The organism is Vibrio sp. AND4, assembly GCF_000171815.1.
GTDB lineage: Bacteria > Pseudomonadota > Gammaproteobacteria > Enterobacterales > Vibrionaceae > Vibrio.
This window is the reverse complement of sequence record NZ_ABGR01000003.1, coordinates 141,625-155,586: the sequence shown is the minus strand read 5'-3', so window position 1 is coordinate 155,586 and position 13,962 is coordinate 141,625. Positions and strand designations below refer to the sequence as shown.

Here is a 13,962-nt window from a genome sequence, read left to right as displayed (position 1 = left end):
TCAGGTATATCAAGGGTGCGTACGATAATTATAAGGTCAATAATTATTCAATTTATAATCGATGAAGAAGGAAGCTTTCCTCTTCATCGATTTGTTTAAAGCGCTAATGTCGAGATTATTGCTCAGTGGTAGAGTGCAATAAGCGTTCAAAGCGTTCGTTGCCATGCAGCAGTTCGAGGTCTTGCTCATCGGGTAGGAGGTCACGAATGGACGGGCTAGCATTAATAGCACGTTCCAAATCTTCGATAGCTTGCTCTTCAATACCGAGGCGTGAGTACGCACAAGCACGTTGGTAAAGAGCTGGGCCGTTAGTATCGTCGACCTCAAGCACACGGTTACACAAGCTCAGTGCCCAGTGATACTCTTTGATTTCCATTGCTACATCGGCTTTGTATGTCAGAGCCTCTAAATCTCCCGGGCGGATCAAAAGAATCTCATCGTAGATATCGATACGCTGTTCAGGCGTTTGCGAGCTTTGTGCTCGTAACCATAAATTATGGATTTCATTGATTTTCTCGATCTCTTTATTGTTTTCACTGATGATGCGAGTTTTACGTTTTAAATCGCGTTCCAATGCCAGAAATTTCTTCTCGTATTCTTGCGCAATTTTTTCCAGTCGTTTATCTGCCATCTCTTTGGTGTTGTGTTTAAATTCACGTAGTGATTGCCAACCTACAAAAGCGATGAGTGAGGCGACACCTGCAATGATGTAGAAGAAATAGGTAACGGTGACATTCGCATAGTTCAGAGACTTATCGGCAACAGCTAACTCACGATCGGTAATTTCGACGATCATTCTTCGTTCTAAATCTTGTTGATCTTGACGCAGTGACTTTAACTCATCGAGGACATAGCGCTCCATCAAAGGTCGATCTAACAGGTCGGTCTCCGAGGGTTTTGCTTCCGATGCTGAGCTTGAGAAAGAGAGGAGGGCAGCGAATAAGGTGCCAATGAGTAAGCGCATAGAGCGTCCTTTTTACGTCGTGTTTGGGTTAATCGCAGCAACCATAACAAATAGACGTAGACTTTAGCAAAGAACGAATAAGAAAAGATGGTTTTATTTCTGATTGGTTGGGTACTTTTCATTTTCGCTATCGCTATGTTTGCGCCAGCTGTTCTTGATCGCATATTTTTACTTCAGAGCGCGTCATTCTTTGTCCAATACCAGCTCACAGAGTCAAAGGGTTCACCATCGAACTCAATCAACAAGATGTCGTCGCCTTTCATCAGTCGCTGTAAGGTATTGTTGCGGAAGACTCCTATTGCCGGTGTCACATAGGGTCCGGTGAACTGTGCCCAGCATTAACCGCCAGAAATTAATTGATGAAGCGCTTTTGTTTCTGCTGATGCGTATAAGTACAAGTATAACGAAGTTTAGGTCTCTCCAGTCGTCATGTTCGAACACTGCTTTATTCGAGCTGAACAACGTTACTATTTAGCAGGGTAATATCATGATTTTTGTTTATATTTCCACTAATAAATGGTCACTGCCACCAATTACTAGTGGTTATTGCTAATACAGCATTTTAGCGAAGCAATCGTTACTTAAGTAGCTGATATTAAATGATAATGGCAGGGTGTGACGATTGTTCATAAATAGGTTAACGGGTGATAATAAGCTTGCGCATATGGTTAATTTTTTGTTAATTTTATCAACTGGTCGCAACCCGTCATCTAGCGGCGAAGGCCTCAAACGAGCAGGATTACGGCTCTCTAGAAAGTTGTCTATTTGAGATATAAATGCCTCACTGTTTTTCCGCGGCGATTCGCAGACGAAGTGGTAAAACGTTTCGCTTGTTAAATTGGCTTCAGGTGATTACCTGACATGGATTATCAGGAAGTTACAAAAATTACAAAGGAATTTTGATGTTAGCAAAACCAATATTACGTTGGCTCTTACCCCTCGTTGTGGCTGGTAGTTCTTATGCGGGCTACACCGCTATTGCTGCTACTGCACCGGAGAAAGAGTCAACTCAAGACATGGCGACTGCTCCGACAGTTCAAACCTCTTCACTTTTTCCTACCGATCACAAAGTGGTCATCACCAGTCACGGCGAGATGGTTCCATTCGAGAAGACACACCTTGCAGCACAAGTTAGTGGGGAAGTCGTCAGTTGGCACCCAAATTTCGTAACAGGTGGCATAGTTAAGCGTGGTGATGTGTTATTCACGATTGAGAGCGATAACTATGAAGCGGCCGTTTTACAGGCAGAAGCTGGCTTAGCAAGCGCACGTGCTGCGTTGATCGAAGAACAAGCCAAAGCAGAAGTTGCAAAACGTCAAGCGAAAAAGTTAAGCGACAAACAAGTGAGTGACTTGTACTTGCGAAAGCCGCATGTGTTGAGCGCTCAGGCGCAAGTGAAGTCCGCCCAAGCTGCGCTGAAGCGAGCGAAGCGTGACCTAGCAAATTGTAAAGTGGTAGCGCCATATGATGCACTTGTCGTTGAACGTGAAATTGGTGTCGGTCAATTTGTCTCCTCTGGCTCTCGCGTGGCAACACTCAATAATATCGAAGTGGCAGAAATCCACGTTCCTATCGCTGGCTTTGACAGTGTGTTTCTTCCGGAATCACTGAAAGAACTGCGCGCCACTGTAACGCAACAAGGTATTCTATCGACGACTCGTGAAGGTAAAGTGGTTCGTGACCTCGGCATGATCGACAGCGCGACCCGCATGATCAATATGGTTATTCAAGTAAGAGATCCATATGGCCTTGACAACAACCAGCCGCCTATTAAGTTTGGCTCGTATGTTGAAGTTAGCTTTACTGGTAAAGAGCTCAAGCATATTTACCGTTTACCTCAAGAGTTGGTGAGAAACCGCACTGTGTGGGTTGTGAACGATGAAAATGAACTTCAACCAAGAAAGGTAAACGTACTTCGTGCCGAGGGTGAGTATCTGCTCGTGGGCGAAGGTCTTGAGCGGTCAGACAAGCTGGTTCTGACGGTGCCTGAGTACCCACAAAAAGGCATGGCTGTTCAAGTCACAAAAAAGAATGACGACTCCGAAACCGTCGTACAGTAAGTAGGAGCCAACCATGGAAGCGAAGCAACAAAAAGGTCTCATTGCCTATTTTGCTAATAACTCTGTCGCCGCGAATCTGATGATGGTGTTCATTATCCTTATGGGTATTGTGAGCTTCTTATTTATCCAACGACAAATGTTCCCAAATGTAGAAGTGAATTACATTAACATTCGAGCTGCTTACCCAGGTGCGTCTCCACAAGAGATTGAAGAGAGTATTTTGGTAAAGGTCGAGGAATCAATTAAAGACGTAACGGGCATAAAAAAGGCCGTAGCAACTGCTTCTCGTGGCAGTGCCTATGTGTCGATCGAAGTGGATGTCAATACAGACATCAAGCGTGTACTGGACGACGTTAAGCAGCGGGTAGACACTCTATCTAATTTGCCAGCAGGTATGGATCCTATTAACGTCTATCAGGTTGAATGGCGACAAGATGTGGTCGAGATGGGTTTGGTGGGTGACAGGCCACTAGAAGAACTCAAACCGATTGCTAAACAAATCGAAGATGAACTATTACAACTGACAAACGTTATGTTGGTAGAGATCAATGCACCAGAAGAGGAAATTGCGATTGAGGTCGACCCGCTTGTGTTGCGTAAATACGACTTGACATTAAATGATGTGAGCAACGCGATTCGTCGTTATTCTGCTAACTACTCCGCTGGTGAAGTAAAAACCAATGCAGGCATGATTGCTGTACGTATTGAGAACCAATACTACCGCGGTGATGAGTTTCGCAATATCCCTGTTAAGCTTGGGATGAACGGAGCAAAGGTTTTACTACAAGACATTGCGACAATCAAAGATGGCTTTACTGAGGAAGACCGTTATTTCGAATATTCCGGTCAAAATGCGATTTACATGGCAGTCAAAGCCACGAGTGATCAGAACATCATCCCTGTGGCAGAGTCAGTTCGTAACTACATCGAAGCTAAGAACAAAAACCTGCCTGATGACATTCAACTCAACGTATTGGTCGATATGACCTATTACCTTAATGGCCGCCTAGATATGATGTTGAAAAACCTGTTACAAGGCGCCGCGCTCGTCGCCATTATGCTAACGGTTTTTTTACGTTTCCGTTTGGCGCTGTGGGTAATGCTGGGCTTGCCTGTGTGTTTTTTGGGGGCGGTAATGGTGATGCCAATGCTTGGTATCACCATCAACATTGTGTCTTTGTTCGCCTTTATTATGGTGCTTGGTATCGTGGTGGATGACGCCATTGTAACCGGAGAAAGCGCCTACAGTGAGGTCGAAGAAAAGGGTGGTGGCGTTGAGAACGTGGTGACGGGTGTTAAGCGTGTTGCGACACCTGCCACCTTTGGCGTATTAACCACGATTGCAGTGTTTGCCCCATTCTTACTTTCAAGTGGTACTGACAGTGCCTTTTTTTACGGTATTGCAGGTGTGGTGATACTGTGTCTAATCTTTAGCCTGATTGAGTCTAAGCTTATCTTGCCGGCTCACTTGGCACACACGAATTTCGCACCAATTAAGCCGGGCAGTTGGCGTGATCGTTTCAATAAACGTTTCTTCAGTTTTGTTAATGGACTTTACCGCAGCTTTGTCAAAGCTTGTACGCATTGGCGCTGGACGGTCTTCGCCTGCTTCTGTGGTCTGCTAGCGATCAGTGCTGCTTTGGTAACCTCGAATTATGTACGGGTGATTCCCAACCCGAAGGTGCCAACGGATTATCCGTCGATAACAATAGAGATGAATGACACAGTATCGAGTGAGCAAACCATCAATGCGTTAAAAACCATCGAAGGTGTTATGCAGGGTGTAGAAAACCAGATCATTGATGAGCATGGTCATGGGATGATTCGCGATGTGCTTTCTTATAACCGTAGCCGTACTGAAGGTCGTATTTTAGTGCCGCTAGTGGATGAAGAGCTGCGTCCTTTTAATACCTTTGAACTTGCACGTCGTTGGCGTGAAGCTATGCCAGTGATTCCGGGCATGAAGAGTTTTAAGATCCGTGATCAAAGTGCAGGTGGAGGTGATCGTGACGAGTTTGGGTACTTGCTGTTTGGTTCGGATATTAATCAACTCAACGAAGCTGGTCGCTACTTAATTAGTCGACTTCAGCAAGAAAAGGGACTGTACGATATTTCATCGTCTATCGACTCAGGCAGTAAAGAGGTGCTGTTAACACTCGCACCTGTCGCTTATGATTTAGGCTTGGATCTTACCATGATCGCGGAGCAAGTGGGCGGCAGTTTCTACGGTGGTGAAGCTCAGCGAATCATTCGAGATGGTGAAGAGATCAAAGTTATGGTGCGTTACCCACAACTGACGCGTGAAGCTTTTTCCTCTTTACGTTATGCCGTGATAACCACTCCTGCAGGCAAGAAGGTCATGCTCGGTGATGTTGTAAATATCAACGAACAGTCCGGTGTGAGCACCATAAGGCGTGAAGGTGGTTATCAAACCGTTTATGTTTACGGCTCTATTGATGAAGAGGTGGTTGAACCTCAGTCAGTCGTGAAAGTTATTGACGATAATATTCTGCCAGGAATGAAGCAAAACTTCCCAAGTGTGAAAACGGAATTGGGTGGTGACATCGAAGAACAAACTGCCCAACGTAACGAGCAGATCATGTTTTTTACTGCAGGTATGATTATTGTGTACATCTTGCTTGCGGTTCCGCTTAAGAGTTATACCCAGCCGTTGATCGTTATGTCGGTCATTCCTTTCAGCTTAACGGGTGCAATTTGGGGACATTTTTGGTTGGATATGGACATCAGCATGATGTCGACTTTCGGTTTAATTGCGGCGGCCGGTGTTGTTATCAATGATTCGTTGGTGATGACGGATTATGTAAACCAAGTGCGAGAAAAGGGCATGAGTATTAAGCAAGCCGTCGTTGCAGCTGGCTGCGCGCGTTTTCGAGCGATTACGTTGACGTCGATCACTACCTTCGCAGGTGTTCTTCCAATCATGTTTGAAACCAGCTTACAGGCACGCTTCGTTATCCCGATGGCGGTCGCGCTTGGCTTTGCGGTTCTATTTGCAACGGTACTTACGTTGATTTTGGTGCCATGTCTGTACCTAATGCTAGAGGATATTAAGAACATTTTCAGAGCAATTAAACACTTTTTCAGACGTCTTATTGGTAAGTTCAAGAAACCGTCGGTAAGTACTGTCAGTGAAGAAAGGGTATAAACCAGTTACATTTAGCTTAAAAACTTAAAGCAGCCTTCGGGCTGTTTTTTTGTGTTAAGCGAACTGAAATAGACACCTTTAGCATAAGGTAGGCGAATGATTGATCTTTATGAATTTCCTTGGTTAATTTAACACCGTATGTGTAAAATTCGCCATTGAACAGAGAGTATAAAAATAAGATTTAGTTTAAGTTACTGATTTTAATGCCTTAAAATTTTGGCATTCAATGTGCAATGTAGAGGCGGTAACCCCATAAACGTTAATCTTTAAGGAGCTTATTATGCAAAGCGTGTCTCTCTCTATTTTGAGTCTTATTGCTGTAATGTCATCACCAATCGCTGCTGCTAACACTCTAGACAAAGAAGAGTGGAGTGCGGATCTACGTCAAGAATTTACAACGATGAGACATGAGGCGGTAGCGAATATCGAAAAAATGAATAGGGACGCTATTGATAAACGCGATGAACGCTTTGTTAAACACATCAAAGAGCAACAAGCTCAGTTAGTTAAGATTCAATGCAAGAAAACTGAGGCAACCAATTCATCTCGACAGATTACAAAGGTTTCGTGTTAGTCAAAAGGGTGAGTGATTAAGCAAATTCAATTCGTTACAAGTACGACGTTAATGAGTAGTAACGTCTAGCTTGTTGTTGTAGTCGCCAGCTGCAGCAAGCTGGTTTTTATTTCTGGGCAAAATGGGCTGTAGTTCCAAGAGAAGTACAGATAGAAAAAAGCCCGCAAAGAATAACTTCACGGGCGAAAAAGGGCACCAAATTAGGTGTCTATTCATTTGGAGATGGCCGAACGTCCATATCATACTGATAATGAGCTTGGTGAAAGGCTTACCATCAGTGCGACCAACGAGGCTAAAGTTAACATTGTTATAATGATTGTTGAAATGTTAATTATTCAATCAATGATTTCATTATCGTTGGTTTGGACCATGAATGTGTTACTCGTATGTGTCATAACGATGCAAGATATCGTTTGAGTGATAAAGGCGATCACTCTTGTACAGAAAGGTATTTAGGTTGCTGATATATACGTCGACGCGGCGTGTGTTTAATTACTTACGCTTCTACTTGATAAAACAAAAATGCTTTTAAATGTTAATTTTGACTCGGTTTTAATCTTCCACAAATAAAATGCCATCAATGAACTTTTCAAAGTTAACGATCGGTATTGGCTTACTGATGTCAGCGGAAACTTTTCCAAATAACTCGCGACGGGTATCTGAAAAGGGAGTGTGAATGAGTTGCGCAATTGAGCGTTTGAACTGAGACACTTTGATCATCTCGCGATAGTAGATACAAAATTTGTCAGAGGAATTTAGCTCGGAACTGTCGGATATCAATGAATGTAATTGAATTATCATTGACGGTAGTCTCTCATGAGCCGTAGTCTAAAATAAGCCGTCTTTATTGCCAAAGTAGTTAGCTGGTTCAAGGTAATCCCCGCCATCTACGCGACTAAACGAGTTGGCACGAAGTAAAAAGCATAATGGTGAAAGTTAGCGTGGATAGAAAATCATTTTTCTTGGATGTTGATTTTTCTTAAGGTATGTAAAAGATTGCTCGGGATTCAATCAAGCGATAAATTTTGATGTTAAAGCCAAGGCTAACAGGTAAGAGTGCCAGTAGATTAAGAGATAAAAAAGAGAGCCATAAAGGCTCCCTTATTTTGATATCAACTAGTTGTTCTCTACAATGCCGCCAGCCTGATTAATTTTATTAGTCATTGTAGACCAAGCAGTTTCTAATGCTTGAATGAAACCACCTTCATTAAAAATGTAGTAAAGAGCGGAAGACATTGCAACACCGATGATTGCATATTCGATTGCTGTAATACCATCTTCATTGTTAAAAAAGTTTTTTAGTACGTTCATTTTTACGTAGCCCTTATAATAGATTTTGTTGAAATTTCTCTTGGGTGCATTTCTATGACACCACTCGTTAAGTCCATTTCAATATCAACCACTTCAGGCCGAAATGCTATCTTATTAACAAGATTCTTAAAAAGCACAAGGTTAAATATTTAATAACATGGGGGGATGCAATAATCACGCGGAGTGTTATTAATATGAATCCGTTTAACTCTAGGGTCCGCATGCATTGGCTCACTGGTTTGAATTTTTTATCTTCTTTGAGGTTTGGCTGGAGGCTAATTATATTAAAATAGAATGCTTATTAATATTAATTCATCCCTTTCTTGGTGAGATGTGATAGGTATTTTATGTACTCTAAATATATAACTCATAAACGGATTTGTTGCTTAAATCGATGGAACTAAATCAAGAAGCTACGATCTGATCGCTACATTCATTCGACTCTGTAGTCTCATGCCTAAACCACGTAATAAAACATGCACAAGGCTTTGTTGCTTAAATCGATGGAACTAAATCAAGAAGCTACGATCTGATCGGCTACCCCCATCAATCGTGGTAGCTTCATGCCTAAACCTCGTTACAAAACAACTAACTGGAAGCAGTACAATAAAGCCTTAATCAACCGTGGTTCTCTAACCTTTTGGATTGATGAGGAAGCGATAGCCGAGTGGAAGCAAAACAAACAAGGCAAGCGTGGTAGACCTCGCCGATTTTGCGACGTAGCTATTACTACCGCACTGATGGTGAAACGAGAGTTTTCTCAATACCAGTGAGAGCGCTGCAAGGTTTTCTAGACTCAGTATTTAAGCTGGCTAACACCCCGCTTGTTCGCCCACACTACACCTGTATAAGCCGACGAGCTAAGGAAGTTGAGGTTTCATTTAAACCTAAAACCGGAGGAGCAATACAACATCTGGCCATTGATGCTACCGGTCTCAAGGCTTATGGCGAAGGTGAATGGAAGGTCAAGAAGCATGGTACTGATGGGAAGCGCAGAATCTGGCGTAAGCTGCATATAGCAGTAGATACAAGCACCCACGAAATAGTCGCCGCAGAGCTGAGCTTATCTAACGTAACCGATGCCGAAGTACTCCCCAACTTACTCAAGCAGACACGTCGTAAAATCATTGAGATATCAGGTGATGGCGCTTATGACACAAGGAGTTGCCACGATGCAATACGGGTCAAACGAGCGGTTCCGCTTATCCCGCCACGAGAAGGGGCGGCCTTCTGGGAGCAAGGGCACCCTCGCAATTTAGCTGTGGGTTGCCAGAAGCTCTACGGCTCCAATAAGAAGTGGAAAGAGCGGTATGGTTATCACAAGCGTTCGCTCTCCGAAACAGCCATGTATAGAGTGAAACAGTTATTAGGTGGGAAATTAAGCCTAAAAAATTACAATGCCCAGGTTGGAGAAACTTACGCCATGGTTAAAGCACTGAACAAACTTACAGGGCTTGGTATGCCTGAAACTCAGTATATTGTATAAGAATCAATCAATTGCAGGCAGTTTGGCTCTCTGACCGAATTACGCAACAAAGCCGCGCTCCTATCTGAGACGGCGATCTATCGTGCAAAGTTGTTACTTGGTGGAAGATTAAGTTTAAGAAATTACAACGCATAGGTTGGTGAAACTTACTCGATGATCAAAGCATTAAAAAAGCTTACGGGCTTTGTATGCCTAAAACTAACCGTATAAACTAATAATTAATCTAGATAGGGCTGTTCGGCTTCGAAAATGTTTACGCGACAAAGGCCTCGTTTAGGCTAAAGTTACTCAGTAGGATGCAGTAGAGTGTGTTGTGGCATAAAAGTAAAGGAGCCATAAAGGCTCCCTTATTTTGATATCAACTAGTTGTTCTCTACAATGCCGCCAGCCTGATTAATTTTATTAGTCATTGTAGACCAAGCACTTTCTAATGATTGAATGAAACCACCTTCATTAAAAATGTAGTAAAGAGCGGAAGACATTGCAACACCGATGATTGCATATTCGATTGCTGTAATACCATCTTCATTGTTTAAAAAGTTTTTTAGTGCGTTCATTTTTACATAGCCCTTGTAATAGATCTTGTTGAAATTTCTCTTGGGTGCATTTCTATGGCACCACTGATCAAGACCGCATTAATGTACCCTCCCCTTCAGTTAAAAATCCATGTTATTAATAATATTTGTGAAGAAGCAGGTATTAATGATTTTGAGATTACAATAATACGGTGATTTAATCATAAGCCTCTCGCTTAACCTTGGTGTTTGCATGTGCGGGGTTGTTGTCTTGATGTTATTTTATATTTAATTATATCCTCAAGCCCATTAATTATTTTTAAATGAAGTGGAGTTGGTAATTTTAATTTTAATTAATCAGTTTCTTGATTGGATGTCACAGAAAGTTGATGTATTATAAATTTAAATTTTGATTGCTTATTAATAGTAACCTGATGGTAGCAAGAATGATTTTAATTATGCTATCGAGAATGATAACGGCAGCAATGATAGAAACGTGTCTAATTCTAGGTAAATTTGAATAAGCATAGTTCTCTTTCTCTAAATCTGACGAGCATGCTGAAAAAAAGTAAGTGATGAGAAGGTATAACATGTAATCTTTATTACATTGAAAATTGTATTAGACTAAAACTTTTGATTCCTATTTCCATGAAGTGGGGTTAACCAGAGTGGCATGGTGTTAATAAATTAATACTAATATTAATGTTGTTTCATGGTCGCTTCTCGGGTAATTTGGCATTTAATAATTGATTTGAAGTGAAGTTCTAGTAAGGGACAGCATGAGAAATAAATTAATCAAGCTTGTACTATCATGTGATGGTATTACGTCAATAGAGTATTCTTTTATTGGTGTGTGTATGTCTGTAGCATTGTTATACATATTAGATGATTCGGGGTTTATGCAGTCATTGAGCATGTTTTGGACAGATATTGCAAGAGGCGTCAATGGCTCTTTAAATGGATAAATAAATGATTATTTTTATAAACTCATTGATACTCACTTTGCTATTAATCATTGCTTATGAAGATGTAAAAGTTAGGAAGATATATAATAAAAGAATTGTAACTCTTATATTTTTAATGTTTATTCAATATTTTTATAAGTTATATTTTAAAGGAGAGCAATTCAACTTATCTTGGTTCGATTTTTGTATTTACATTACAGTGTCTTTAGGTTTCTTTACATTAGGAGCCCTAAGATTTCTTGGAATGGGAGATGTAAAGTTAATAATGGTCATGCTTATTTTTATTGGGATAGATGATTATAGCTTGTTTTTATTCCATATGACACTTATTGGCGGTGTGTTGGCAATATCTCAGAAAGCAATACTTAACCACTATTTTAACATATTTGGTTTTTCTTCTGAAGGCGTACCATATGCGATCCCGATAATAGCTTCTTACATTATTCATTCGAATACACTTTTTTATTAAGGTAAAACATGAGATTTCAAACTATTGGCTTACTTGCTCTTTTTATCATCGTGATGGGAGCAATTGGTATCTATAAATCAGAAGATTTGAATAAGATGTCACACCATCAAGAAACAGAAAACTTGAAACCTCAAAAAGTGCAGGAGAAAGTATTTGCTCTAGCCATTAAAGTGACTTCAAATGCTGGAACCTTTGTGTCCCGCGACTCATTTGAATTTTTACCAGCAACTTTTGACTCGAAAGATAAAGGTCGTTACATCACTGAAGATGAAATTGGCTCGCTTGCATCTGAAATTTTTATTTTAAAACATAAGATGGATGCTGGGCAGTTTATCTCATCAAGTGATTTAGAGAACTTAAAAAATAGAAACTTTACGGACTTGGTGCTAAGAGTAGATAGAAGTTCGATAGAAAACTTCAGTTCTGATTTTTATAATGTTTATTGGCACTTCAATAAGTCGGGAAGAGATAAAAACTCTCGCAGAGTAAAGTTATTCTCAAAAAATGTTTTCATTAGGCCTATTGACCATTCTAAAGAAGAAGAAAAACACATGTTTTCAAAAAATAGTGATCATGAAGACCTGAGTCCAGTTGTATTTTCTGTCAATGACGATGTCATTGAAAGATATCTCCAGGCCGATCAACTTGGTTACTTCAAAATAGTCAACGTAACAAAAAAGAACATAAATCTAGAAAATTACTCAACATTAGAAGTTGATTCATCAAAGGAAATTCAACCAAATGATATTAGTTCGAGCTACAAATACGATGTCAACTTTATTAAATAGAAAAAATTATATCGGCTTTGTTTTTTGTTTAGCATCTCTATATGCTCAGGCTGATACCTTTATTAACATGTCTGTAAATGAAACGAAGCATTTACCTCTATCTTATGTACCGAAAGATATTGTTGTTGGCTCAGATAAAGTTGTTGATGTTAACTTAGCGGATAGCAATAACTTGTACCTTATCGCACATGAGGCTGGTAAAACTAAAGTCATCGTTAAAGGCGAAGAAGAAACAACAGAATACGTAATCCAGGTAAGAGATACTGATAAAGATACTCACAATCTTAATAAATTTCTAGAGTCCGCCGGATATACAGATGTCGAGGCTGTTAAGGTGGCAGAAAAAATATACATTAATGGTGCTGTCAAGGATAAAGTCGAAAAGCGAGAATTGAATAAACTAGTCAGAAATGCCATTTCAAGATATTACGTAGATAATACGACAATTACAGAAAACCGTCAGGTTAGAATCAACTTGACCATGGCTGAAGTGTCGAAGAGTATTGATGATGAGCTTGGAATCACCTGGGGTGCGGGTTGGAGTAAAATAGATGGAGTGACGAGTAAATCACTTAGCGCTACGATTGGTCTTTTATCACGCAATAACTTAGCTACAGTGTTGACTCGTCCTTCAATTATCGTCACCAATGGTTCAACTGCAACGTTCGAAGCGGGTGGTGAGGTTCCAGTTCTAACTTACGATGATGAAAATGTCGACGTCGAGTTTAAGGATTATGGTATTAAATTAGAGTTTAAGCCAAATATAAAACGTGATCAGAGTATTGACTTGAGAGCAAATGTCTCATCATCTCAAATTGCGGACTTTATTAAATTAGGAGGAAATGATACTCCTCAGCTTAATACTAGGAGTGTTAACACAGAGCTAAATGTCAACGATGGAGATATTTTTGTCCTTGCTGGTTTGATTGATAACAGCCAGACACAAGCAGTCTCAAAAGTTCCTTTTTTGGGGTACTTGCCGATTATCGGGTCTTTATTTACATCTGAAAATTTTAAATCCAACAAAACAGAGTTAATGATTTTTGCAGAAGTTAATTTTGTTGAGAATAGCATAGATCAGCCAAAACTGCCAAAGGTAAATATTAAATCCTCCTTTTCCATATTCACTAATATAGATAGTAGCGATGATGTACCCGAAGTAAAGGATATTATTAAACATGCTCAATATCATTATGAAAACTAAAGTTAAGTATCTATTGTTAGTAGGGATTTTTACAATTCTTACAGGATGTAGTAGCGCGTTAAAAGATGATAAAGTCTATATCGTTCATGAAATTACGGAAGGTAATAATATTCAGTATATCGTGCCTTTTTCAAAGGCGATAAATCAAGAGATAAAAAATGAAAGTGTTTCTTGGATACATGGAATTAATATTTATCATACCAACAATTTATCGAAGGAACGCCTTTATCAATTAAAAATTGACATGGAAAATATTTACGATTTTTCACCGAGATTCATAAATATTGGCAACTATGAGGATAAAAAGCTTCTATTATGGGAAGTACATGTAAGTGATAAACGATTGGTTCACTGTCAAGTTTGGGAAATCCCTAAAAACGCGCATTTTTCGTTGTCTGATAGTGAACTAAATAATTTCGCCAATGAAACGGCATGTTCTTCACTAGAGCTGTGGTAATTT

General features: G+C 40.2%; 10 protein-coding genes and 2 pseudogenes. 9 read left to right on the top strand and 3 right to left on the bottom strand.

Features of this window, described 5'->3' with window-relative positions; genetic code table 11:
* Positions 1 to 115 precede the first annotated feature (115 nt).
* Entirely contained in the window at positions 116 to 964 is an 849-nt protein-coding gene (locus AND4_RS05940; RefSeq protein ID WP_009842023.1) for a hypothetical protein, read from the bottom strand.
* A gap of 902 nt (positions 965 to 1,866) precedes the next feature.
* Here AND4_RS05940 and AND4_RS05935 point away from each other — a divergent pair.
* The 3 genes from AND4_RS05935 (at position 1,867) to AND4_RS05925 (ending at position 6,764) form a co-directional block, all read left to right on the top strand.
* The gene (locus tag AND4_RS05935; protein WP_009842021.1) at positions 1,867 to 3,024 is read left to right on the top strand and encodes an efflux RND transporter periplasmic adaptor subunit; all 1,158 of its coding nucleotides are present in this window, start codon (positions 1,867 to 1,869) and stop codon (positions 3,022 to 3,024) included.
* 13 nt (positions 3,025 to 3,037) lie between these two features.
* Positions 3,038 to 6,190, top strand: coding sequence for an efflux RND transporter permease subunit (locus tag AND4_RS05930; RefSeq protein ID WP_009842020.1), 3,153 nt, complete (start codon positions 3,038 to 3,040; stop codon positions 6,188 to 6,190).
* 280 nt (positions 6,191 to 6,470) lie between these two features.
* Positions 6,471 to 6,764: a hypothetical protein gene (locus tag AND4_RS05925; protein WP_009842019.1), complete on the top strand. Its 294-nt coding sequence runs from the start codon at positions 6,471 to 6,473 to the stop codon at positions 6,762 to 6,764.
* A gap of 1,116 nt (positions 6,765 to 7,880) precedes the next feature.
* Here AND4_RS05925 and AND4_RS05910 read toward each other — a convergent pair.
* Complete coding sequence (locus tag AND4_RS05910) at positions 7,881 to 8,075, bottom strand: Flp family type IVb pilin (RefSeq protein ID WP_009842016.1); 195 nt, start codon at positions 8,073 to 8,075, stop codon at positions 7,881 to 7,883.
* Positions 8,076 to 8,638: 563 nt separating this feature from the next.
* On the opposite strand from AND4_RS05910, the pseudogene AND4_RS05905 reads away from it, so the two are divergent.
* Together AND4_RS05905 and AND4_RS20035 are read left to right on the top strand one after the other, a co-directional pair.
* Positions 8,639 to 9,561 (top strand): annotated as a pseudogene (locus AND4_RS05905) (IS5 family transposase).
* A 60-nt stretch (positions 9,562 to 9,621) separates the two neighbouring features.
* Positions 9,622 to 9,776 (top strand): annotated as a pseudogene (locus tag AND4_RS20035) (IS5/IS1182 family transposase); the annotation flags it as partial.
* Between the two features lie 147 nt (positions 9,777 to 9,923).
* On the opposite strand, the gene AND4_RS05900 reads toward AND4_RS20035, so the two are convergent.
* The gene (locus AND4_RS05900; RefSeq protein WP_009842013.1) at positions 9,924 to 10,118 is read right to left on the bottom strand and encodes a Flp family type IVb pilin; all 195 of its coding nucleotides are present in this window, start codon (positions 10,116 to 10,118) and stop codon (positions 9,924 to 9,926) included.
* A gap of 927 nt (positions 10,119 to 11,045) precedes the next feature.
* Between AND4_RS05900 and AND4_RS05895 the strand changes: the two genes are divergently transcribed.
* The 4 genes from AND4_RS05895 to AND4_RS05880 are packed head-to-tail and all read left to right on the top strand — an operon-like array spanning position 11,046 to position 13,959.
* Positions 11,046 to 11,510 (top strand): prepilin peptidase, encoded by a 465-nt coding sequence (locus tag AND4_RS05895; protein WP_009842012.1) that lies wholly within the window; start codon positions 11,046 to 11,048, stop codon positions 11,508 to 11,510.
* Positions 11,511 to 11,518: 8 nt separating this feature from the next.
* Positions 11,519 to 12,298, top strand: coding sequence for a hypothetical protein (locus AND4_RS05890; RefSeq protein WP_009842011.1), 780 nt, complete (start codon positions 11,519 to 11,521; stop codon positions 12,296 to 12,298).
* Complete coding sequence (locus AND4_RS05885; RefSeq protein WP_009842010.1) at positions 12,252 to 13,502, top strand: pilus assembly protein N-terminal domain-containing protein; 1,251 nt, start codon at positions 12,252 to 12,254, stop codon at positions 13,500 to 13,502. Before AND4_RS05890 ends, AND4_RS05885 begins: the two co-directional genes overlap by 47 nt.
* The gene (locus AND4_RS05880) at positions 13,477 to 13,959 is read left to right on the top strand and encodes a hypothetical protein (RefSeq protein WP_009842009.1); all 483 of its coding nucleotides are present in this window, start codon (positions 13,477 to 13,479) and stop codon (positions 13,957 to 13,959) included. Before AND4_RS05885 ends, AND4_RS05880 begins: the two co-directional genes overlap by 26 nt.
* Positions 13,960 to 13,962 lie beyond the last annotated feature (3 nt).